The sequence below is a fragment of the Staphylococcus sp. HMSC061G12 genome, assembly GCF_001838465.1.
GTDB classification, from domain to species: Bacteria; Bacillota; Bacilli; order Staphylococcales; family Staphylococcaceae; genus Staphylococcus; species Staphylococcus simulans.
Genome location: NZ_KV837062.1, coordinates 34331 through 57462, shown reverse-complemented (window position 1 = coordinate 57462; position 23132 = coordinate 34331). Strand labels below are relative to the sequence as shown.

Here is a 23132-nt window from a genome sequence, read left to right as displayed (position 1 = left end):
TAATGTAGATATCTTTCAATTCTATTGAAAATGAGTATGTATCACTTCATTCTGATGAATTCTATATGTTGTTGAACTAAGGGGCGTGTTAAAACATGATAGCACCAGAAAGAAAAATTGAATGGTATTTAGAATATGAAATTACCTTTAACCGAGCTGGACTTTTAGGAGATGTCGCAAGTCTATTAGGGATGATGGGGATCAGTATTGTGACAATTAATGGCGTCGATCAAAATCGTCGAGGTCTATTAATTCGTGCAGACAGTTTAGACAAAATGCGACGCTTTGAAGATATTGTAAGTCAAATTGATGAAATTTCGATTACTAAAATGCGTAAACCGCAATTACGTGATCGTTTAGCAGTTAGACATGGCCGCTATATCAAACAAGATGCAGATGATAAGAAAACGTTCAGATTCGAACGTGAGGATTTAGGTCTGCTGGTAGACTTTTTAGCAGAAATCTTTAAAGAAGAAGGCCATAAACTAATCGGTATTCGTGGCATGCCACGTGTCGGTAAAACAGAATCAATTGTAGCAGGCAGTGTCTGTGCGCATAAGCGTTGGCTGTTTATCAGTTCTACATTGATTAAACAAACCATACGTAATTCTCTATTAAAAGGAGAATACGGACCAGAACATGTTTATATTATCGATGGGGCAGTGACTGCCAGAGAAAATGATCCTAAGCATCGTCAATTAGTCGATGAAGTGATGACTTTACCAGCAATCAAAGTGGTAGAACATCCGGATTTATTTGTAGATTCTTGTGATTATCAGTTAGAAGACTTTGATTATATTATTGAGTTGAGAGAAACTGAAGATCAAGAAATCAAATATGAACATATGAAACAACAAACAGTTAAAAGTAAGAATAACTTAGATTTCGGTAATTCCTTTGATGACTTTGGCGGAGGATTCGGATTTTTTGAATAATGTTTCAAGGAGTGTCAAAACATGAGCAATACAATTGGACAGACATTAAAAGGGAAAAGAGAACGCTTAGGCATGACGTTAAATGAATTAGAGTCAAAGACTAAAGTGAAAAGAGAAACTTTGACTCTTATCGAAGCGAATGATTTTAATGCGCTTTCTAATCCGAATTATGCGGAAGGTATTATTGAGAAATATGCCAAAGCTGTGAATACAGATGCTTCTATCCTGATTGCTCATCATCAAGAGGAGCTGCCGAATTCTGCAGATAGCCACTATGATGAAACTATTGAACAATTCAGTGGTTCAAATCCGCCAGATTATAAAACACAAAGTAAAGATTCTAAGCAACTGGTTGTTTGGCTCAGTATTTTTATTGTGGTAACTTTGGTCTTATGGGTGGCAGCAGTATTCTTATTATAAAATAGCAAGAAAAGAGGAAATGTTTATGAATCTACCCAATCAGATAACCATCTTCAGGGTAATTTTAATACCGGTATTTATTCTTTTTGCGTTAGTCGACTTCGGCTTTGGCAATATGACATTTATCGGAAGTCATTCGATTCGTATTGAGTTCTTTATCAGCGGTTTGATTTTTATCATCGCTTCACTCAGTGACTTTGCGGATGGCTACTTAGCACGTAAATGGAATTTAGTGACAAACATGGGGAAATTCTTAGACCCGCTAGCAGATAAATTGTTAGTTGCGAGTGCTTTAATCGTACTTGTTGAGCTAGGTTTAACGAATTCAGTTGTAGCGATTATTATCATTGCACGTGAATTTGCGGTAACAGGCTTACGCTTACTTCAAATTGAACAAGGCTTTGTCAGCGCTGCAGGTCAATTAGGTAAAATTAAAACAGCAGTTACAATGGTTGCATTAGTTTGGATTTTACTTGGTGAACCACTTGTCGTATGGATTGGTTTCCCAATCGGACAAGTATTGTTATACATCGGTGTATTCTTTACAGTTCTTTCAGGTATTGAATATTTCTACAAAGGTAGAGATGTATTTAAAAAACAATCATAATCTATATCATCTTAAGGGTGGCATATACATAGCGGTGAACTGAATGCATATGAGTTCACAAATCACTATGTTTATGCCACTCTTATATTTGTATAGTATGAATTAAGATTCTCAAAGGTAATGGAGGAAATTTTATGAAAATTTCTATTGTAGCAGTAGGATCAGAACTCCTATTAGGACAAATACTCAATACTAACGCGAAGTTCCTTTCTCAATTATTTAACGGTGTTGGCTTAAATGTCGTGGAACAAGCGGTAATTGGAGATAATGAAGCTAGATTAGAACGCTTATTGCGTCAATCTCTAGAAGTTAACGATACGATCGTAATGACAGGCGGACTTGGTCCGACAAAAGATGATTTAACGAAACATACAGTAGCAAAAGTCTTAGGGCGTGAACTGGTTACAGATGAAACAGCATTAGAATATATTGAAAGCTACTTTAAAGAACAAAAACAAGAAATGAGCGAAAATAATAAACAACAAGCATTAGTGATTGAAGGGTCAACGGTTCTGCCAAATAAAGTAGGTATGGCACCTGGCATGTTAGTAGAACAAGATGGTAAACGTATTGCGTTAATGCCTGGACCACCAAAAGAAATGAATCCGATGGCAGAAGAAGAATTACTTCCATTATTAATGCAAGAAAACGGTACAATCTTTTCTGAACAATTGAAGTTTGCGGGTATCGGAGAATCACGTGTTGAAACAGAGTTGTTAGATTTAATCGACAATCAATCTAATCCAACAATTGCTCCTTTAGCTGGTTCTCATGAAGTTAAAATTCGTGTTACAGCAAGTGGACCAGATGAAGCTACATGTAAGTCTTTAATCAAACCAATTAGAACAGAAATCCTTAATCGTATTGGAGATTATTATTTTGGTTCTGATGAAACAACAATCGAACAAGCAACACTTGAAAAAGTACCGGGTACTTTTGCGATTTATGATGGTGTTACATCAGGAGAAGTTTACTCTAAACTTAAAGAAGATGATAAACTTGATAAGTTAAGAGGTATGTTGGTTGATGATGTTATCTTTGTAGAACAAGACTTAGATATTAAAACACGATTAAAATCAGGTGCAGAACAAGTACGTAAACTTTATCAAACTGATATCGGTGTAGCCTTATTGCATGAAGAGGATGAAGTGTATTTAGGTGTACGCACAGAAGATGACTTCAAAATAGAAGCGTTTACTATGACGCAAAAAAGGAATTTAATTAAACATAGAACGCCAAACTATGTCTATATCCGTTTGATAAATATGTTTTCTAAGTAAGAAATAGATAAAAAATTACGTTTATAAGTACTAGTGTTCGGTTGGTTATCACTTAAAACAAGGAATAACCGAACAAATATTCGTTTATTTCTTGTAATTTAGGATAGAAACCTGTATAGTATGAATTAAGATAAATTTGAGAAGATATCTCGAATAGGAGGCCAGACATTGAATAATGAACGTCAAAAAGCGCTAGATACTGTAATTAAGAATATGGAGAAATCGTTTGGTAAGGGTGCGGTTATGAAGTTAGGCGATAACAAAGCGCGCCGAGTTTCAAGTGTATCAAGCGGTTCTGTTACATTAGATAATGCCTTAGGAGTAGGCGGATACCCTAAAGGAAGAATTGTAGAAATTTACGGACCAGAAAGTTCTGGTAAAACAACAGTTGCATTGCATGCGATTGCTGAAGTACAAAAACAAGGCGGAATTGCAGCATTTATTGATGCTGAGCACGCGTTAGATCCTGTATATGCAGAAGCATTAGGTGTGGATATCAATAACTTATACCTTTCACAACCTGACCATGGGGAACAAGGTTTAGAAATTGCAGAAGCATTTGTGCGTAGTGGTGCAGTAGACATTATTGTTGTCGACTCAGTTGCAGCATTAACACCTAAAGCTGAAATTGAAGGTGAAATGGGAGATACACACGTTGGTTTACAAGCTCGTTTAATGTCACAAGCTTTACGTAAACTTTCAGGTGCCATTTCTAAATCAAACTGTACAGCGATTTTCATCAACCAAATCCGTGAAAAAGTCGGCGTAATGTTCGGTAACCCTGAAACAACGCCAGGTGGACGTGCATTGAAGTTCTACAGCTCAGTACGTTTAGAAGTACGTCGTGCAGAACAATTAAAACAAGGCCAAGAAATTGTAGGTAACCGTACTAAAATTAAAGTAGTTAAAAACAAAGTTGCGCCACCATTCAGAGTAGCAGAAGTTGATATTATGTACGGACAAGGTATTTCTAAAGAAGGCGAATTAATCGACTTAGGTGTTGAACATGATATCGTTGATAAATCAGGTGCTTGGTATTCTTACAATGGCGACCGTATGGGTCAAGGTAAAGAAAACGTTAAGAATTACTTGAAAGAACATCCTGATGTTAAAGCAGACATCGATCAAAAATTACGCCAAAAACTTGGTATTTTTGATGGAGATGTTGAAGAGAAAGAAGAAAAAGAAGCAGAAAAAAATAGTGAAAATGCATCTTTATTTGAAGAAGAATAGTATCTATTTTATAAACCTGGAAATAGCTTCCAGGTTTTTCTTTTTGCGGTGTAATTATGAAGGTTATGTAAACTATTAACCTTGACACTTCTCATGTTAAAAAAGTACAATTGGTATGTATGATTCTTATATAACTTCATATAATCATATTGAAATTGATATACAAATAAACAAAATCCTAGAAAAAGGAGGTGTTTGTGTGAATTTATTAACCCTCCTACTCATTTTGCTGGGTTGTATTCTAGGAGTTGTTGTAGGGTATATAGTTGCCCAAAAAGTTTTGCACGATAAACAAGTGCAAGCAAAACAAACTGCAGATGATATTATCAATCAGGCGAACAAAGAAGCAGAGAATCTCAAGAAAGAGAGATTACTTGAGGCGAAAGAAGAAAATCAACGTTTAAAAGAACAAACAGAAAATGAACTTCGAGAAATACGTGGAAATCTTCAAAAACAAGAGACCCGCCTTCTTCAAAAAGAAGATAACTTAGAGCGTAAGTCTGATCTATTAGACAAAAAAGATGAGATTTTAGAGCAAAAAGAATCGAAAATTGAAGAAAAACAACAACAAGTAGATGCAAAAGAGAGTAGTGTTCAATCCATAATAATGAAGCACGAACAAGAATTAGAACGCATCTCCGGTCTCACACGTGATGAAGCTATCAAAGAACAGTTTCAACGTGTTGAAGAAGAACTGTCACAAGATATTGCAGTACTTGTTAAAGAAAAGGAAAATGAAGCGAAAGAAAAAGTTGATAAAACCGCAAAAGAATTGTTGGCAACAACGGTTCAACGCTTAGCTGCTGAACATACTTCAGAGTCAACAGTATCGGTAGTCAACTTACCGAATGATGAAATGAAAGGTCGTATTATTGGCCGTGAAGGTCGAAACATTCGTACTTTAGAAACATTGACGGGTATCGATTTAATTATAGATGATACACCAGAAGCGGTTATATTATCAGGCTTCGATCCTATTCGACGAGAAATTGCACGCACAGCTTTAGTCAACCTTGTTTCAGACGGTCGGATTCATCCGGGTCGTATCGAAGACATGGTAGAAAAAGCACGTAAAGAAGTAGATGATATTATCCGAGATGCTGGTGAACAAGCTACATTTGAAATTAACGTTCATAACATGCATCCAGACCTAGTTAAAATACTCGGTCGACTTAAATTCAGAACAAGTTATGGCCAAAATGTCTTAAAACACTCAATCGAAGTTGCACATTTATCAGGAATGCTTGCAGCTGAACTTGGTGAAGACGTGACATTGGCAAAACGTGCTGGTTTGTTACATGACGTTGGTAAAGCGATTGATCATGAAGTAGAAGGCAGCCATGTCGAAATTGGTGTAGAACTTGCGAAGAAATATCATGAAAACGAAACAGTTATTAATGCGATTCATTCCCACCACGGGGATGTTGAACCAACATCTATTATCTCTATCCTAGTTGCTGCAGCAGATGCTTTATCAGCAGCGCGTCCAGGTGCTCGTAAAGAGACACTTGAAAATTATATCCGCAGATTGGAACGCTTAGAAGCACTATCTGAAGGTTATGAAGGCGTAGAAAAAGCATTTGCGATTCAAGCAGGTCGTGAAATCCGTGTGATTGTATCACCAGATGACATCGATGACTTGAAAGCACATCGCCTAGCAAGAGATATTAAAAAACAAATAGAAGATGAACTACAGTATCCAGGACATATCAAAGTGACAGTTGTTCGTGAGACGAGAGCAATTGAATATGCAAAATAATTTTTGAAACCAACAGAACCTTGGGCTAGAGATAGCTCAAGGTTCTTTTATATACAAATAAACTATCCCTTCAGCTTTTGAATGAGCTCAAGGGATAGTTTCATTTAATTCATATTAAACTTATATATGCAGCATACTTAGAGTCGCAAAAGTTAATGCGGATAATATAATAGATGCGATTACAATTGCTATTAATGGTTTGCCGGCACGATCTTTAATATCTTTTAAGGCAACATTCAAGCCCAATCCAACCATTGCCATTATGATGAGTAATGTTGCTAAGAAATTTAATACTGCCATTAAAGGTTCTGGCAATGGTAAATACGTATTAATCAGTGCAGCAATAATAAAACCAAATAAGAAATATGGAATTTCTATTTTAGCTTTTTGTGCACTATGTTGTGATTTGTATTTCATGATTGCGAGTAAAATCAAACTGACTGGAATCAATAGAAATACACGTCCGAGTTTTGCGAGTAGTCCGATTTTAAGTGAAGCTTCTCCCGCAAATCCAGCAGCTAATACGACATGCGCAATTTCATGTAAACTACTGCCTGACCATGCGCCATATAATTGTGGCGCAATATTAAAGATAGATGTAATAACAGTGTAGGCTAATGAAAAGAGTGTTCCGATTAATGCGATAATGCCTACACTTAATGCTGTGTCTTTCTCTTTCGCTTTTAGAATTGAAGAAGTTGCGGCAATAGCAGCTGCACCGCAAATTCCTGTTCCGATACCTAATAGAAGACCGATATCACGATCACCTTTAAGCCATTTGTTTAATAAGAAAATAAAACAGATACTAAAAATAACTACACCGATATCCACGAGTAATAATGTACGTCCTTGTGTAATGATTTCGTTAATATTTAGTTTAAGACCATACAAGACAATCGCAAATTTCAAAAGCTTTTTCGCTGAAAATTCAATGCCAGGTCTAAGTGTTTCCGGATATCCTTTAATATGTCGATAAACAATCGCAAATAAGATGGCAATAGTCAATGCACCTACATTTGCGAGAATCGGCAACTTCGCTAACAACATACTGATGAGTGCGATAACCAGAGTAAAGAGTATCCCTAGTATGAAAGGTTTTTGTCTAAATGTTGTCATAGTCATGCCTCCTTAAAATTAAGGTTATCATTGGCTGACTATAACGTTAAATAAATATTTGGTATAGCGCTCATAACAAATTTGTTATAATAGTGAAAAGTCAAAGAGTCGGAGGACGTACAATGGATCCTTTTAAAGTATTAATTGAAGTCGTAAAAACGAGAAGCTACACGAAAGCAGCACAAAACTTATATACCTCGCAACCTTCAATCAGCCGAGATATTAAACGCTTAGAAAGTGACTATGACGTGAAGGTATTTGAATTTAAACATTCGAACATGCGACTCACAACTGATGGTGAAACTTTATTTCGATATGCGATACAAAAACAGCGACTTGAAGATCGTTTGAGAAAAGATTTAAAACAAGCACCTCATACAATTTCAGGAGAACTAACCATTGGCAGCAGTTACACTTACGGAGAATATCGATTGTCTGAACATCTCGCAGACTTGGCTCTAAAATATCCTAAATTACACATTCATGCGAGATTAGATAACTCAGAACATATTATTGAACATCTTAAACATAATAGTATCGATGTAGGTATTGTAGAAAAAGAAATTCAAGACAATGCGTTAAATAAAATTAAAATTGAACATGATGAGTTAGTTTTAATTCGTAGAAAAGGGCAAGTGTTTGAACAAGCTTCAACTTTTTATATTAGAGAAAGAGGCTCAGGTACGCGTGCATACCAAGAGAAGGGAATTGAGAAACTAGGCTTAGATGATATCTTTTTAGTTGAAATGAATAATACCACACTGATTAAAAATATGGTGCGCAGTGGTATGGGAATATCTATTGTTTCCTCTTCAGCACTGACTCCTTATGATCATCAATATTTAAGCGTAGTACCTGTAGATATACAACGTGATTTTTATTTGTTTACACATAAGAATAAATACATTGATGATAATCTAAGCTTATTGATAGAACATTTGAAGAAACAATAAAAAGTTGAACATAAAAAAGAAGTTAAGCATATTTTGCTTAACTTCACGTGTTTCATGTGTCAGTGTATATCACTGCATTGCTTTTATTTTTATAATCGTTGTCTTTATTTAGATAAAAGTAAATCTGTTTGTTTTACTTCTTTAAGTACTTCGCATGTATCTAAAGCGTTTGAAGATAATTGTGCGTATCTTTCAGCTAAACGATAAGCATTAACATAAAGTTCTAAAGCTTCTTTTGCGATATCTTCAGCATCCTCACTTTTTGACGGATTTGATTGAAGTACTAGTTCTGCGAACTTTTCGGGATCAATATTAATTGACATTGAATAACGACATCTCCTATAAATTTGATAGACAAATCATAACATACAAACACACCCTGAAAAAGTAAAACTTCTAGTCGAAAATTGACAGATTTTTTACAAATACAACAATGTGATGTATGAATGACTTAATTACTTTTACCCGCTCTACATAAAATTAAAGATGAAGTTATTAAAACTTAAAAGAATCTTTGATTTCAGAACGCGATTGATACTTTTCAATTGATGCTTTTTCCATTAAACTAACTAATATGAGAGGATGAAGGAACGTTGAGAATATTATTTATCGGCGATATCGTAGGTAAGGTAGGACGTCAGGCAATCACGACGTATCTTCCTAAATTGAAACAACATTACCGTCCGACTGCGACAATTGTGAACGCTGAAAATGCGGCACACGGCAAAGGACTGACTGAAAAAATTTATAAACAATTATTACGTGAAGGCGTAGACTTTATGACGATGGGCAATCATACGTATGGTCAGCGTCAGATTTATGAGTTTATTGATGATGCGAAACGTATGGTCAGACCTGCGAACTTCCCTGATGAAGCACCAGGTGTCGGCATGCGTTATATGCAGATTAATGACACAAAACTTGCTGTTATCAATTTGCAAGGACGCGCTTTTATGCAAGATATTGATGATCCATTTAAAAAAGCAGATGCTTTGATAAAAGAAGCGCAAAAAGAAACGCCTTATATTTTTGTAGATTTTCATGCGGAAACAACATCAGAGAAAAATGCGATGGGCTGGTATTTAGATGGCCGCGCAAGTGCTGTAGTTGGAACGCATACACATATTCAAACTTCAGATAACCGTATTTTACCTCAAGGTACAGGTTACATTACAGATGTCGGTATGACTGGCTTCTATGATGGTATTTTAGGTATTAATCGTGATGAAGTCATTTACCGTTTTATCTCAAGTTTACCGCAACGTCATGTTGTACCTGACGAGGGAAGAGAAGTTTTATCTGGTGTAGTTATTGATTTAGATAAAAATGGTAAAACCAAAAAGATTGAACGGATTTTAATTAACGAAGATAACCCATTCGAAATGGTCTGATAGGGTATCGTCCGTTAGTATGAATTTCACTTAAAACCACTGTTATCATAGTAATACAGTGGTTTATTTTGTTATGATGATAGATGAATTATATTACAGGAGGCAAAGCTAGGTATGAAATCACAAGTATCTTGGAAAGTAGGCGGACAACAAGGTGAAGGAATTGAATCGACTGGGGAAATCTTTGCCACAGCAATGAACCGTGAAGGGTATTATCTCTACGGATACAGACATTTCTCAAGCCGTATTAAAGGCGGACATACCAATAATAAAATCAGGGTATCAACAACACCTGTACATGCGATCAGCGATGATTTAGATATTCTAATCGCATTTGATCAAGAAACGATTGAATTAAACCATCATGAAATGCGTGATGACAGCGTAATTATTGTAGATGCAAAAGCAAAACCGTCTCGTCCTGAAAATTGTAAAGCCCAACTGATCGTACTGCCTTTTACAGATATCGCAAAAGAGCTAGGTACGAAATTAATGAAAAACATGGTCGCAATTGGTGCAACATGTGCCATTATGGATTTAGATATCAAATCTTTCGAATCTTTAATTGCGAATACATTCGGTAAAAAAGGCGAAAATATTGTAGACATGAACGTTCAAGCGTTGCATGCAGGCTATGAAGCTATGAAAGAAGAAATGACAGACTTAAAAGGTGACTACCACCTTGAAGCAAGCCAGTCTGAGCCGCATTTATATATGATTGGTAACGATGCGATTGGCTTAGGTGCGATTTCAGCGGGTTCTAAATTTATGGCTGCTTATCCGATTACACCAGCATCAGAAATCATGGAATATATGATTGAAAACTTACCAAAAGTAAATGGTGCAGTTATCCAAACAGAGGATGAAATTGCGGCTGCGACAATGGCTATCGGTGCAAACTATGCAGGTGTCCGTGCATTTACAGCATCAGCAGGACCTGGCTTGTCGTTAATGATGGAATCTATCGGGTTATCAGGTATGACTGAAACACCGTTAGTGATTGTGAATACACAACGTGGCGGTCCATCAACAGGCTTACCGACAAAAGAAGAACAATCTGACTTAATGCAGATGATTTATGGTACGCATGGCGATATTCCTAAAATTGTCGTAGCACCGACAGATGCTGAAGATTCGTTCTATTTAACAGTAGAAGCTTTCAACTTAGCTGAAGAATACCAATGCCCAGTCATTATCTTAAGTGATTTACAATTAGCATTAGGTAAACAAACTGTTGAACAATTAGATTTCGGTCGTGTAGAAATTAAACGTGGCGAGTTGCTTCAAAGTGATATTGAAAGAGATGAAGATGATAAATCTTACTTCAAACGTTATGCATTAACAGCAAGCGGTGTATCACCACGACCAATTCCAGGTGTTAAAGGCGGTATTCATCATGTGACAGGCGTAGAACACAGTCCAGAAGGTAAACCTAGCGAGTCTGCACAAAACCGTCAAGAACAAATGGACAAACGTATGCGTAAGACAGAAAAGTTATTAATCAATGAACCTGTGATTGACGATCAACCGTATGATGAAGCGGATATCTTATATATTGGTTTCATTTCAACAAAAGGTGCAATTCAAGAAGGTAAAGCACGTCTTGAAGATGAAGGTATTAAAGTCAATCATTTACAAATTAAACAATTGCATCCGTTCCCTACACAAATTGTGCAAGAAGCGGTAGATAAAGCGAAAAAAGTAGTTGTTGTTGAACATAACTATCAAGGACAACTTGCGAATATATTAAAAATGAATGTGAACGTCCATCAAAATTAATCAATCAAACGAAGTATGATGGTACACCATTCTTACCACATGAAATTGAAGAAAAAGGTTTAGAAATTGCCAAAGAAACTGAAGGAGTGGTTACAGGTGGCAACATTTAAAGATTTTAGAAATAACGTTAAGCCTAACTGGTGTCCAGGTTGCGGTGACTTCTCAGTCCAAGCAGCGATTCAAAAAGCAGCTGCAAATGTAGGCTTAGAACCAGAAGAAGTAGCATTAATTACAGGTATCGGTTGTTCAGGTCGTTTATCAGGCTATGTTAACTCATATGGTATGCACGCGATTCACGGTCGTGCTTTACCGATTGCGCAAGGTGTTAAAATGGCCAATAAAGATTTAACAGTGATTTGTTCAGGCGGTGACGGAGATGGTTATGCGATTGGTATGGGTCATACCATTCATGCATTACGTCGTAACATGAACATTACGTACATCGTTATGGATAACCAAATTTATGGTTTAACTAAAGGACAAACATCACCATCATCAGCACCTGGCTTTGTGACAAAAACTACACCAAAAGGCAACATTGAACAAAACGTCGCACCGTTAGAATTAGCATTATCATCAGGTGCAACATTTGTAGGACAAGGTTTCTCAAGTGACATCAAAGGATTGACTGCTTTAATCGAAGAAGCAATCAACCATGATGGTTTCTCATTTGTGAACGTTTTCTCACCATGTGTGACTTATAATAAAGTAAATACGTATGATTGGTTTAAAGAAAATCTTGTATCTGTTGATGAATTAGAAGATTATGATCCATCAAATAAAGGTAAAGCAACACAAGCAGTTATCAATCATGAATCATTGCTGACAGGTATTGTATATCAAGATAAAGAAACACCTTCTTATGAATCACAATTAGAAGTGATGAGCGGAGAAGCTTTAGCTAAGCAAGATATCAACATTGACCAATCACAATTTGATGAACTAACAAAACAATTTATTTAAAATACAAAATAGCCTTCATATTCTTCAAATAACGGGTATAAGTTATTGTAAGGGTATGAAGGCTTATTTATGATTCTGAAAATATATTTATATGATTATTTTGTATATCCATTAAATTGAGATTGACTAAATTTTAAAATAAAAGTTTGGCATACCGCTTAATCAGGGTAATGTTTAAATAAGTCGCATTTAAGAGGTGTACAAAATGAAGAAAGAGATAAACGGAAATGAAACTCCTATGACACAAGAGCACTTATTAAATAAAATTGCACATAATTACTTAGAAGGACAGCAAGTGGATCCTTCAAATGAACATATAATTGAAAATGAAACACCACAAGGGTATGATGCACGTATTTATTTATTAAAAAACGAAGCCAATCGAAAACATTTAGCACACTGTATTAGAGATTATATCAATGGACATCTCGTAAAAGTGTTAGTAGACGATCATTTATTAATCGATTTTACGGAAACAGCAAATAATGATCATACCCATTTCAAAAGTTTAAATGGAGAATTAATCAAACATTTTAATCGAGCAATCAGACAAATTAAAGGTGAAATTCCTTTTGATGAAGGTAATCATCCTGTGCCTCTATATGTTAGACGAATCAGTGAAGGTGGTTTTAAAGTTTTGAAACTTGATGAAATCCACCGCCTAGTCTATAAAGAAATTGATCATCGCCTCATTATTATCAGCTGTTATTACCACACTGTATGATTTCCATAAAACTAAGATAGAATATTCGATAGAAAATATAAATTTTGATACAGTAAAGTTAATGAAATAGTGAAAAGAGGTTTGAAAGATGCAAGATACATTGATGAGTATTCAAGTATTACCTAAAACACCCAATGGTGAAGACGTTATTCCATATGTTGATGAAGCGATTTCTATTATTGAACAATCTGGATTAAAATTTAGAGTATCGCCATTAGAAACAACCGTTCAAGGCACAATGAGCGAGTGTTTGATTCTAATTCAAAATATTAATGACAGAATGGTCGAACTAGAAGTACCAAGTGTCATCAGTCAAGTGAAGTTCTATTATGTACCGACTGGTATTACAATGGAAGATTTGACTGCAAAATATGATTAATAAATATTATTTGCTAAAGCATTCCTAATTACAGGAGTGCTTTTTTGTTTTATCAAACAACCTAATTATAAAAATAATAAAAAATAGAAGTGTCATTGACACAATAGTCTGAATATTAATATAATAATTTCATATAAGCGGCATAGAGATAACAGCAAGAGGAGGAATTATATGAAGAAACGATGGTTTAAGTTAGCGATAGTTTTACTATCACTGTTATTAGTACTATCAGCATGCGGCAGCAAAAAGTCGGATTCTGATAATACTAAGGGTTCAAGCAGTACGGGCAAGAGTGACAAAAAAGGCGGTACATTAAATATTGGTACAGGTGCACCACCAGAAGGTAACTTCTCTGGTATTTATGCAGCATCAGTCACTGATTCAGGTGTTATCGGATTATTCAGTGATGGATTATTCAAAATGGATGATCATTTACAATTAGAACCAAACTTAGTGTCATGGAAAGAAATCGAACCTGCTAAGAAATATAAATTCACATTGAAAAAAGGTGTGAAATGGCAAGATGGTAATCCATTAACAATCAATGACTGGATTTTCACATTAGAAACATTAGCAAATCCTGACTACGATGGTCCACGTTATGACAACGTAGATTGTATCGAAGGGGCACAAGCGAAAAAAGAAGGTCAAGCGGATACAATTTCAGGTATCAAAAAAATTGATGACTACAATGTAGAAATCACATTCAAAGAGAAAAAAGTTAATAACTTATTGAAAATTTATGCTGGCGATTTATTGAGTGAAAAAATCTTTAAAGATATTCCAGTTAAAGATATGGCGAAATCAGACGCTGTTCGTAAACACCCAATCGGTTATGGACCATTCAAAGTTAAAAAAATCGTAGATGGCGAATCAGTACAATTTGAGAAAAACAAAGATTACTGGAAAGGTGAACCAAAACTAGACAAAATCAACTATAAAGTTGTAGACCAAAACGCGATGGTTAAAGCTCTTCAAAACGGCGACATCGACATGGTAGGTCAAGGTACACCACCAATGGCAAAACAAGTTAAAGACTCTAAAGCAGACAACATTAAAGTATTAACAGCACCATCAACACAATACATGATTATCGGATTTGTATTAAACAAATATGATAAAAAAGCAATGAAAGTCGGAGAACCACTTCCTAAATACCAAGATGTACGTTTAAGAAAAGCAATGGATTATGCGATCAATAAAGATGAATGGATTAAAGCATTCATGTATGGTTACGCTAAACCAACGAACTCATTAATTCCAACAAGTCATTGGGTATCTCAAGGTAATAAAGGCTTAGAAGACTATAGCTACAATGTTAAAAAAGCGAAAAAATTATTAGATGAAGCAGGATATAAAGATAGAGACGGCGATGGTTTCAGAGAAGACCCTAAAGGTAAAAAATTCGAAATCAGCTTGAAACACTATGCAGGTACAAACCCAACATTTGAACCAAGAACTGCAGCACTTAAAGGTTATTGGGAAAAAGTTGGTTTGAAAACTAAAGTCAGCATGGTTGAATTCAGTAAATATAATGCAGATTTAGAAAAATCAGACGGTAACGTTGAAGTTTATGTCAGAGGATGGCAACAAGGGGCTGACCCAGATCCATCAGGTTTATATAAATCAAATGCATTATGGAATGAATCACGTTACAACAACCCAGAATCAGATAAATTATTAGCAGAAGCTACTGATTTTGATGTTGTAGGAAACGACAAAGAAAAACGTAAAGATATCTACTTGAAATGGCAAAAACTTTGGAATAAAGATGTTCCAGTTATCCCTCTTGTAGAACTTGAAGATATTACTTTAGTTAGCAATAAAGTTAAAAACTTTGAAGTTTCATTCAAAGGATCTAACCCTGCAAATGAATGGACTGTAGAAAAATAATTTTGCATGAAAAGCCTCGATTATTTTCGAGGCTTTTTCTAAGCAAAAAAAGGGAGTGTTGAAATTGACATCGAGGAATATTTTAGAAATAACACAATTAAAAACCAGCTTTTACATAAAGAAAGAATGGCATTCTGCAGTTAATGATATTAATTTGTCAGTTGAAGAAGGGGAGATTCTTGGGATCGTAGGTGAATCAGGATCAGGTAAATCTGTATTAAGTTTATCTGTGATGCAGTTATTACCAGAAAAAATTGCCAAGATTGAAGAAGGAGAAATCGTCTTTAAAGGTAAGCGTGTAGACAACATCAGTGAGAATGACTATAACCAACTAAGAGGTAAAGAACTCTCAATGATTTTCCAAGAACCGATGACAGCTTTAAATCCAGTATTTACAATTGGTAATCAGCTTACTGAAAAAATCATGCTGCATTTGAAATTGAATAAATCAGAAGCGAGAGCCAAAGCGATTGATTTGCTTAACCAAGTAGGTATTCCGCGTGCCGCAGAAGTCATTGATAACTATCCGCATCAATTATCAGGTGGGATGAGACAGCGTGTCATGATCGCATTAGCTATTTCTTGTAGTCCTGATTTATTAATCGCTGATGAGCCTACCACTGCCTTAGACGTTACAGTACAAGCCCAAATTTTAGAGTTGTTACGAAAAATCAGAAAAGAAACGAATATGTCTATCATCTTCATTTCGCATGACTTAGCTGTTATCTCAGAACTCTGTGACCGCGTTGCCGTAATGTATGCCGGTAATATTATTGAAACTGGAACGACTAATGAAATTTTCAAATCTCCGAAGCATCCTTATACACAAGCTTTAATCAGATCGATACCTAAATTAGACAGTGATGTTGAAAAATTAGAAGTTATTGAAGGTAGTGTCCCTTCACTTGTTAATATGCCGAAAGTAGGATGTAAATTCGCAAACAGATGTCCGCATGTTATGGATATCTGTAAAACTGAAAACGTCGCTTTAAAATCGATTGACGCAAAACATAAAGTCGCTTGTCATTTATATGACGAGCAATAATGGAGGAACGATATGGATAAAAAGACAATCTTAGAAGTAAACAATCTTAAGCAATATTATCCAATTAAAGGTGGATTTTTTCGTAGAACAATCGGTCAAGTTAAAGCAGTAGACGGTATCAGTTTTAAAATTAATGAAGGAGAAACAATGGGGCTTGTTGGTGAATCAGGCTGTGGTAAATCGTCAGCAGGACGCAGCATTTTAAGATTACAGACACCGACAGATGGTACTGTTTTATTCGATGGCGAGGATATCACAAAGATTCAAGGTAGAAAGTTGAGAGAAGCGAGACAAGGTTTTCAAATGGTCTTTCAAGATCCTTATGCATCATTAAACCCGCTTCAAATGGTCGGCGATATCGTCGCTGAACCGATTAAAAACTATCATAAAATATCTAAAGAAGAACTCGAAAAAGAAGTCAAAGCACTGCTTGTCAAAGTAGGACTAAACACAGAAGATTATTATAAATATGCGCATGAATTTTCAGGAGGTCAAAGACAAAGGGTCGGTATTGCACGCGCACTCGCTTTAAAACCAAAACTTATCATTTTAGATGAACCTGTCAGTGCGTTAGATGTTTCTGTACAATCTCAAGTTTTGAACTTATTAGATGATTTGCAAGAAGAGTTTAATCTCAGTTATTTATTCATCGCCCATGACTTAAGTGTCGTAAAGCATGTGAGTGATTACATTGGAGTTATGTATCTCGGACACATTGTAGAACAAGGTCCGTCAGATGAAATTTATAACAACCCTAAACATCCGTACACACAAGCTTTGATTTCAGCTATTCCTGAAATTGATCCAGAAAAAAGAAAAGAACGTATTTTATTAACAGGTGATTTACCTTCTCCTGCCAATCCACCGACAGGGTGCCCATTCCATACCCGTTGTCCGATTGCTCAAGAAGCGTGTAAAACAACTAAGCCAAAGTATAAAGAAGTCAGTCAAAATCATTTCGCAGCATGCTTATTGATTGAGGAAGAGGTGGAAAAATGATTCAGTTAATTGTTCGTCGTTTATTATTGATGATTCCGTTATTATTCTTAATTTCAATCGTTATCTTCAGTATTGCGAAAATGCAGCCGGGTGATGCTTTTACAGGATCTGTAACGTCAACTGATAGTTCAGCATCTAAATATATTGAACAGCAAAGAAAAAAATTAGGCTATGACCAGCCGATTCATGTGCAATATATGAAATGGGCTGAAAAAATCGCTCAAGGTGATTTAGGTGAATCTGTACGATTCAAACGTCCAGTTTTAGATTTAATTAAAGAAAGAATGCCAAACACAATTACACTAGGTACATTAAGTTTGATATTTACTTATATTTTAGCGTTTCCGCTTGGTATTGTTTCAGGACGGAAACCGTACTCACCTTTAGATTATTCTATACAAATCGCGAACTATTTCTTACTCGCGTTACCTTCATTTGTAGCGGGTGTGTTCGCAATTTATTTATTTGCTTTCCAATTAAACTGGTTCCCATTCCAAGGCTCAGTGACGATTGGTTTGGAAGAAGGTACATTCCCGTACTATATGAGTAAAATTTATCATGCCTTATTGCCTGCATTGATTCTAGGTATTATGTCGACAGCAGGTTACGTACAATTCTTAAGAAATGATATTATCGAAAATTCACGTAAAGACTATGTCAGAACAGCACGTTCAAATGGTATTTCAGAAAACAAAATTTACAACAAACATATTTTAAGAAACTCAGTCATTCCGATTGTGACATTCTTCGGTGGAGATGTGTTATCTATCTTCGGCGGGGCTGTAATTACTGAAACGATTTTCTCTTATCCTGGTATCGGTAAATTATTAATTGAAGCAATCAGCGGTAAAGACTATCCATTAATGATGGCATTACTTTTATTCTTTGCATTTTTAGGACTATTAGCGAACTTAATATCCGACATCACATACAGTATTGTAGACCCTAGAATTAAGAGCAACTAAGGAGGAGAAAACATGTCTAAAAAATCAAAAAAGAAACATGAAAGTTATTCACCGCTGAAAACAGCCATGATTCACTTCACACATAATAAATTAGCAATGACAGCGCTGATTACATTAATTGCGATATTTGTGATTTCAATGTTATCTCCACTGCTTGCGCCGTACGACCCAAACTTACAAAATTTGGTTTATATTAAAGGGGATATGTCACCAGAACACTGGTTAGGCACAGATGCCGGTGGACGTGATATTTTAAGTCGTCTGCTTTATTCTGGTCGTGTCTCTATGGTCTTTGGGATTGTGACAACTGCCGGAATTTTAATCATCGGTTTGATTGTCGGAATGATTTCAGGTTACTATGGCGGCAAAGTAGATACCATTTTAATGCGTTTTACTGAGTTTGTTATGTTGTTCCCATTCATTCCATTCGCAATCGTATTAAATGCGACATTCAGTGACAAAATCAAAAACCCATATGGCTCAGCATTTATTTTAGCAGCTGTAATCATTACCTTATCATGGGTTGGGATTGCCAGATTAACACGTGGTAAAGTCATGCAGGAAAAAGAAAATGAATATTTCTTAGCGGCTGTTTCAATTGGAACACCTGTTTATAAAATTATGTTAAAACACTTACTTCCAAATATTTTAAGTGTCATCATTGTACAAGCAACATTATTATTTGCGGTACAAATCGTGGCAGAAGCTGGTTTAAGTTTCCTTGGTTTCGGTATTGCGAAAACAACACCGACATGGGGGAATATGTTATCGGATGCGCAAGAAGCGGATGTATTAAGCAGTAAACCATGGATTTGGATGCCACCAGCGATGATTATTACGATTACAATTTTATGTATCAACTTCGTGGGTGAAGGATTAAAAGATGCTTTGAACCCTAAATCTAAACACTAATCAAAGAGTCGGTCACATTGACCGGCTTTTTCTTATGAGAACAAGAATCATTTTGCACTTTTATGATAAACCATATATAATGTAATAATGATAAATCGGGGATATAGAAAGGATTTTGCGAAGTGAATGAAGAACAAAGAAAAGCAGGTTCTTTAGACGTCATTGCTCAACGAAATAAAAAAGAAAAAGATTATAGTCAGTACTTCGAAACAGTGTATCAACCTCCTAGTTTAAAAGAAGCCAAAAAACGCGGTAAAGAAGAAGTAAAATATAATCGTGATTTCCAAATAGATGAAAAGTTTAAAGATATGGGTAAAGGCCGTACGTTCTTTATTAAAACATACGGTTGTCAAATGAACGCACATGACACAGAAGTAATGGCAGGTATTTTTGAGGCACTTGGTTATACGCTAGCAGACGACATGTTGAAAGCGGATGTTATTTTACTGAATACTTGTGCAATCCGTGAGAATGCGGAGAATAAAGTGTTCAGTGAAATCGGTAATTTAAAACATTTAAAACGTGATCGTCCAGATTGCTTAATCGGCGTTTGCGGTTGTATGTCACAAGAAGAATCAGTTGTAAATAAAATCTTAAAATCATTCCAAAATGTGGACATGATTTTCGGTACGCATAATATTCATAAACTGCCTGAAATTTTAGAAGAAGCTTATTTATCTAAAGCAATGGTCATTGATGTATGGTCAAAAGAAGGCGATGTTATTGAAAACTTGCCTAAAGTACGTGATGATTATTTCAAAGCTTGGGTCAATATTATGTACGGTTGTGACAAGTTCTGTACATATTGTATTGTTCCGTTTACACGCGGTAAAGAACGTAGCCGTAGACCAGAAGATATTATTGAAGAAGTACGTGATTTAGCACGTCAAGGTTATAAAGAGATTACATTATTAGGACAAAATGTTAACTCATATGGTAAGGACTTACAAGATATTGAATATGGTTTAGGCGATTTATTTGAAGATATCGCTAAAATTGATATCCCACGTGTTCGCTTCACAACAAGTCATCCATGGGACTTCACAGACCACATGATTGAAGTTATTGCCAAAGGCGGCAATATTGTTCCGCATATTCATTTACCGGTACAATCTGGTAATGATGCCGTACTTAAAATTATGGGACGCAAATATACACGTGAAAGTTATTTAGATTTAGTAAATCGTATCAAAGCAGCAATTCCAGATGTTGCGTTAACGACAGATATCATTGTCGGTTATCCAAATGAAACTGAAGAACAATTTGAAGAGACTTTATCACTATATGATGAAGTTGAATTCGAACATGCGTATACGTACCTTTATTCACAACGTGATGGTACACCAGCAGCACGTATGAAAGATAACGTGGCAACTGAAGTGAAGAAAGAACGTTTACAACGTTTGAATAAAAAAGTCGGTTATTATTCAGAACGTGCCTTAAAAGCATACGAAGGTGAAGTGGTCACTGTATTATGTGAAGGCAGCAGTAAAAAAGATGAAAATGTTTTAGCAGGTTATACTGAGAAAAATAAACTTGTCAATTTCAGAGGACCTAAAGAAGCAATTGGTCAATTAGTGAAAGTGAAAATTGATGAAGCGAAACAATATTCTTTAAACGGTACATTCTTAAATATTGTGGAAGCTGAAGCGGTTGAAGCATAATGTACGATAAAGCAGAGATTATCGCTAAGGCACAAGCACTCAGTGATCAAATAAAAGCTTTAGAAACCGTTAAAGAATATCAAAAAGTTGAACAACAAATACATCGTAATCATCATATCGATGCGTGGATGGCTGATTTGAAACAACGACAAAAGCAATCAGTCAATTTGCAGAACTATGGCAAAATGGAAGCTTTCAAGCGTAGTGAAGCAGAGATTGCGGAGATTCAACAAAAAATCAATGCGTTGCCGATTGTGACAGAATTTCGTGATGCCCAAGCAGATGCGAATGATTTATTGCAGATGATGATTAATACGATGGCTGATCAGTTAAATGCAGCGCACCACAAGCAGTAACTTTAAATTATAAGTGAAAGGGCGTTTTTTATTGTGAATGTAAGAAAGCTTACACTGACTTCAATGTTTATCGCCATTAATGTGGTTTTAAGCAGTTTGATTGTTATCCCTATTGGACCGATTAAAGCAGCACCGATTCAGCATATGATTAATGTGCTATGTGCTGTATTTGTAGGACCGTGGTTTGGATTGGCACAAGCCTTTCTATCTTCTGTAATTAGAATGATGTTCGGCACAGGATCTGCTTTTGCGTTTCCTGGCAGTATGATTGGTGTATTGTTGGCAAGTGCACTTTACCGCTACCGTAAACATTTATTTATGGCAGCTATAGGTGAAGTCATCGGTACAGGATTAATCGGAAGTTTTATGTGTATTCCATTAGCATTCGTACTCGGTTTACAACATTTTGCGATTAAACCTTTAATGGCAGCCTTTATTACTTCAAGTGCTGTCGGTGCTTTCATCAGCTATGTTGTATTAATGATATTATTTAAAAAAGGCAAACTCTCTCGTTGGTTGCCTAAAGATTAATAAATAAGACCCCATTCGTTTCTTAAATGAAGTGAATGGGGTCATTGTTATATCTTGTGGTTTTTAAAACTAAATATTGTTTTAGTTATAGAATGAAAATACTAGTAAGCTGTTAGAAGCTCATACATGAAATAACTATATGTGGTCAATTAGTACTATTTTTGATCACGTAACTGAATATACTGATCGATATAATTTGAAAATGCACCATCCACACCTGCATTCAGCAATGCTTGCATCTCTGGTTGTGTATTTACTGTATATGGATGAACAAGTAAGTCGTGACGATGTGCTTTGTCGACATTTTGTGGTGTCGCATCATGATACTCAGGGCCGACACCTTGTGCATAAGATGAAATAAAGTCTAGTTGTTGATCAGTATAAGCGGATAATTGACCAACATCTGTTAGTTGAATAAGCGGAATATGGCTATTTAAGCGTTGCATCTTCAGTAAACTTTCTTGTGAGAAGCTTTGAATCACAACTTGTCCGTTTTTTAGTTTTGCAGGAGTTAATAAGCCATGTTGATTCAGTGTTTGAAGTAATTTTTCTTCCATACCTGGATACACATCTGGTGACTTTGTCTCGATATAATAATTAGTATCTTGACCATAACGATTTAAAATCTCGTCAAGCGTCGGAATTTTTGCGCCTTCATATTCAGGTTTCGCATATTGTGGATTTTCAACGTTAAACCAAGTACCGACATCCATTTGTTTCAGGTGTTCTGTCGTATAATTTTTGACGGGACCATGGAATTTTCCACCAGTTGTACGATCTACCGTTTCATCATGCATCGCGATAAGATTGCCGTCTTTAGTCATCTGTAAATCCAATTCAATATAGTCTGCGTTAAGTTCATGTTTCGCTTTGTCATATGCGAAGAAAGTATGTTCAGGTGTATAACCACTCGCGCCACGATGTGCAATTGAAACATTTTGATTTAAGATGTTATGCGGATGATTCGACATGTTTTTTGTAGACTGATTATGCGCATTTGAAGCTGGACCGATAGTGTCAGTGTTCGCATAAGTTGCTTGGGAAGTTGCGAGAAGTGCAGTAGAAATCATGAGAGTAGAAAAAACAGTTGATTTAATTTTCATATGTATTTATGCTCCTTTGTTTAAGATATTTTCATGATAGCTTAAGATTTAAGGAGAATTGCACATATTTACTATAAGTTTATAAAAGTTAACTATGGTTTTATGATTTATTATTATTTTTAAAA

At 35.7% G+C, this 23132-nt stretch carries 22 protein-coding genes and 1 pseudogene; 20 read left to right on the top strand and 3 right to left on the bottom strand.

Annotated elements, in window-relative coordinates; translation table 11 throughout:
- Positions 1–95: 95 nt before the first annotated feature.
- From HMPREF2937_RS05645 to rny, 6 genes are all read left to right on the top strand, one after another.
- A complete protein-coding gene (locus tag HMPREF2937_RS05645; protein WP_070864187.1) occupies positions 96–935 on the top strand; it encodes a DUF3388 domain-containing protein in 840 nt (279 codons plus the stop codon).
- A gap of 21 nt (positions 936–956) precedes the next feature.
- On the top strand, positions 957–1355 hold the full coding sequence (locus tag HMPREF2937_RS05640) for a helix-turn-helix domain-containing protein (RefSeq protein WP_002480728.1): 399 nt from the start codon (positions 957–959) through the stop codon (positions 1353–1355).
- A 25-nt stretch (positions 1356–1380) separates the two neighbouring features.
- Positions 1381–1962, top strand: coding sequence for a CDP-diacylglycerol--glycerol-3-phosphate 3-phosphatidyltransferase (gene pgsA, locus HMPREF2937_RS05635; protein ID WP_023015674.1), 582 nt, complete (start codon positions 1381–1383; stop codon positions 1960–1962).
- 134 nt (positions 1963–2096) lie between these two features.
- Positions 2097–3242 (top strand): CinA family nicotinamide mononucleotide deamidase-related protein, encoded by a 1146-nt coding sequence (locus tag HMPREF2937_RS05630; protein WP_070864186.1) that lies wholly within the window; start codon positions 2097–2099, stop codon positions 3240–3242.
- Between the two features lie 168 nt (positions 3243–3410).
- Positions 3411–4475, top strand: coding sequence for a recombinase RecA (recA, locus tag HMPREF2937_RS05625; protein ID WP_002480731.1), 1065 nt, complete (start codon positions 3411–3413; stop codon positions 4473–4475).
- 199 nt (positions 4476–4674) lie between these two features.
- The gene (gene rny / locus HMPREF2937_RS05620) at positions 4675–6234 is read left to right on the top strand and encodes a ribonuclease Y (protein ID WP_002480732.1); all 1560 of its coding nucleotides are present in this window, start codon (positions 4675–4677) and stop codon (positions 6232–6234) included.
- A 120-nt stretch (positions 6235–6354) separates the two neighbouring features.
- On the opposite strand, the gene HMPREF2937_RS05615 is transcribed toward rny, so the two are convergent.
- On the bottom strand, positions 6355–7350 hold the full coding sequence (locus HMPREF2937_RS05615) for a YeiH family protein (protein ID WP_070848256.1): 996 nt from the start codon (positions 7348–7350) through the stop codon (positions 6355–6357).
- Positions 7351–7472: 122 nt separating this feature from the next.
- Here HMPREF2937_RS05615 and HMPREF2937_RS05610 point away from each other — a divergent pair, with 122 nt between their 5' ends.
- A complete protein-coding gene (locus tag HMPREF2937_RS05610; RefSeq protein WP_002480734.1) occupies positions 7473–8303 on the top strand; it encodes a LysR family transcriptional regulator in 831 nt (276 codons plus the stop codon).
- A gap of 104 nt (positions 8304–8407) precedes the next feature.
- Here the strand turns inward: HMPREF2937_RS05610 and HMPREF2937_RS05605 are convergent, their stop codons facing one another.
- The gene (locus tag HMPREF2937_RS05605) at positions 8408–8626 is read right to left on the bottom strand and encodes a hypothetical protein (protein ID WP_002480735.1); all 219 of its coding nucleotides are present in this window, start codon (positions 8624–8626) and stop codon (positions 8408–8410) included.
- 270 nt (positions 8627–8896) lie between these two features.
- On the opposite strand from HMPREF2937_RS05605, the gene HMPREF2937_RS05600 reads away from it, so the two are divergent.
- The 13 genes and pseudogenes from HMPREF2937_RS05600 to thiW all read left to right on the top strand — a co-directional run bounded on the left by HMPREF2937_RS05600 (position 8897) and on the right by thiW (position 21904).
- Positions 8897–9694, top strand: a complete 798-nt coding sequence (locus HMPREF2937_RS05600) for a TIGR00282 family metallophosphoesterase (RefSeq protein WP_023015669.1) — start codon at positions 8897–8899, stop codon at positions 9692–9694.
- 114 nt (positions 9695–9808) lie between these two features.
- Positions 9809–11583 (top strand): annotated as a pseudogene (locus HMPREF2937_RS05595) (2-oxoacid:acceptor oxidoreductase subunit alpha).
- Positions 11570–12436, top strand: coding sequence for a 2-oxoacid:ferredoxin oxidoreductase subunit beta (locus tag HMPREF2937_RS05590; protein ID WP_070864185.1), 867 nt, complete (start codon positions 11570–11572; stop codon positions 12434–12436). Before HMPREF2937_RS05595 ends, HMPREF2937_RS05590 begins: the two are co-directional and overlap by 14 nt.
- A 205-nt stretch (positions 12437–12641) precedes the next feature.
- Complete coding sequence (locus HMPREF2937_RS05585; protein WP_070864184.1) at positions 12642–13160, top strand: type II toxin-antitoxin system YoeB family toxin; 519 nt, start codon at positions 12642–12644, stop codon at positions 13158–13160.
- Positions 13161–13248: 88 nt separating this feature from the next.
- A complete protein-coding gene (locus HMPREF2937_RS05580; protein ID WP_002480740.1) occupies positions 13249–13539 on the top strand; it encodes a thiamine-binding protein in 291 nt (96 codons plus the stop codon).
- 171 nt (positions 13540–13710) lie between these two features.
- Positions 13711–15432: an oligopeptide ABC transporter substrate-binding protein gene (gene opp4A, locus HMPREF2937_RS05575; protein ID WP_070864183.1), complete on the top strand. Its 1722-nt coding sequence runs from the start codon at positions 13711–13713 to the stop codon at positions 15430–15432.
- Positions 15433–15496: 64 nt separating this feature from the next.
- Positions 15497–16477 (top strand): ABC transporter ATP-binding protein, encoded by a 981-nt coding sequence (locus HMPREF2937_RS05570; RefSeq protein ID WP_082709446.1) that lies wholly within the window; start codon positions 15497–15499, stop codon positions 16475–16477.
- 12 nt (positions 16478–16489) lie between these two features.
- Entirely contained in the window at positions 16490–17476 is a 987-nt protein-coding gene (locus tag HMPREF2937_RS05565) for an ABC transporter ATP-binding protein (protein ID WP_023015664.1), read from the top strand.
- The gene (opp4B, locus tag HMPREF2937_RS05560) at positions 17473–18441 is read left to right on the top strand and encodes an oligopeptide ABC transporter permease (RefSeq protein WP_070864182.1); all 969 of its coding nucleotides are present in this window, start codon (positions 17473–17475) and stop codon (positions 18439–18441) included. Before HMPREF2937_RS05565 ends, opp4B begins: the two co-directional genes overlap by 4 nt.
- 12 nt (positions 18442–18453) lie before the next feature.
- Positions 18454–19353 (top strand): oligopeptide ABC transporter permease, encoded by a 900-nt coding sequence (gene opp4C / locus HMPREF2937_RS05555; protein ID WP_070848263.1) that lies wholly within the window; start codon positions 18454–18456, stop codon positions 19351–19353.
- Between the two features lie 122 nt (positions 19354–19475).
- Entirely contained in the window at positions 19476–21017 is a 1542-nt protein-coding gene (miaB, locus tag HMPREF2937_RS05550; protein WP_002480746.1) for a tRNA (N6-isopentenyl adenosine(37)-C2)-methylthiotransferase MiaB, read from the top strand.
- Positions 21017–21373, top strand: a complete 357-nt coding sequence (locus tag HMPREF2937_RS05545; RefSeq protein ID WP_002480747.1) for a YlbF/YmcA family competence regulator — start codon at positions 21017–21019, stop codon at positions 21371–21373. Before miaB ends, HMPREF2937_RS05545 begins: the two co-directional genes overlap by 1 nt.
- Positions 21374–21406: 33 nt before the next feature.
- Complete coding sequence (gene thiW / locus HMPREF2937_RS05540; RefSeq protein WP_002480748.1) at positions 21407–21904, top strand: energy coupling factor transporter S component ThiW; 498 nt, start codon at positions 21407–21409, stop codon at positions 21902–21904.
- A 155-nt stretch (positions 21905–22059) separates the two neighbouring features.
- On the opposite strand, the gene HMPREF2937_RS05535 is transcribed toward thiW, so the two are convergent.
- Positions 22060–23007: a glycerophosphodiester phosphodiesterase gene (locus HMPREF2937_RS05535; RefSeq protein WP_070864181.1), complete on the bottom strand. Its 948-nt coding sequence runs from the start codon at positions 23005–23007 to the stop codon at positions 22060–22062.
- Positions 23008–23132: the final 125 nt, after the last annotated feature.

Bases quoted from the DNA above. Each gene is read 5' to 3' on its own strand.
- HMPREF2937_RS05610 (WP_002480734.1), top strand. From the start codon at position 7,473: ATGGATCCTTTTAAAGTATTAATTGAAGTCGTAAAAACGAGAAGCTAC.
- HMPREF2937_RS05640 (WP_002480728.1), top strand. From the start codon at position 957: ATGAGCAATACAATTGGACAGACATTAAAAGGGAAAAGAGAACGCTTA.
- pgsA (WP_023015674.1), top strand. From the start codon at position 1,381: ATGAATCTACCCAATCAGATAACCATCTTCAGGGTAATTTTAATACCG.
- HMPREF2937_RS05645 (WP_070864187.1), top strand. From the start codon at position 96: ATGATAGCACCAGAAAGAAAAATTGAATGGTATTTAGAATATGAAATT.
- opp4A (WP_070864183.1), top strand. From the start codon at position 13,711: ATGAAGAAACGATGGTTTAAGTTAGCGATAGTTTTACTATCACTGTTA.
- HMPREF2937_RS05545 (WP_002480747.1), top strand. From the start codon at position 21,017: ATGTACGATAAAGCAGAGATTATCGCTAAGGCACAAGCACTCAGTGAT.
- HMPREF2937_RS05605 (WP_002480735.1), bottom strand. From the start codon at position 8,626: ATGTCAATTAATATTGATCCCGAAAAGTTCGCAGAACTAGTACTTCAA.
- opp4B (WP_070864182.1), top strand. From the start codon at position 17,473: ATGATTCAGTTAATTGTTCGTCGTTTATTATTGATGATTCCGTTATTA.
- HMPREF2937_RS05535 (WP_070864181.1), bottom strand. From the start codon at position 23,007: ATGAAAATTAAATCAACTGTTTTTTCTACTCTCATGATTTCTACTGCA.
- opp4C (WP_070848263.1), top strand. From the start codon at position 18,454: ATGTCTAAAAAATCAAAAAAGAAACATGAAAGTTATTCACCGCTGAAA.
- HMPREF2937_RS05580 (WP_002480740.1), top strand. From the start codon at position 13,249: ATGCAAGATACATTGATGAGTATTCAAGTATTACCTAAAACACCCAAT.
- HMPREF2937_RS05585 (WP_070864184.1), top strand. From the start codon at position 12,642: ATGAAGAAAGAGATAAACGGAAATGAAACTCCTATGACACAAGAGCAC.
- HMPREF2937_RS05565 (WP_023015664.1), top strand. From the start codon at position 16,490: ATGGATAAAAAGACAATCTTAGAAGTAAACAATCTTAAGCAATATTAT.
- HMPREF2937_RS05615 (WP_070848256.1), bottom strand. From the start codon at position 7,350: ATGACAACATTTAGACAAAAACCTTTCATACTAGGGATACTCTTTACT.
- HMPREF2937_RS05630 (WP_070864186.1), top strand. From the start codon at position 2,097: ATGAAAATTTCTATTGTAGCAGTAGGATCAGAACTCCTATTAGGACAA.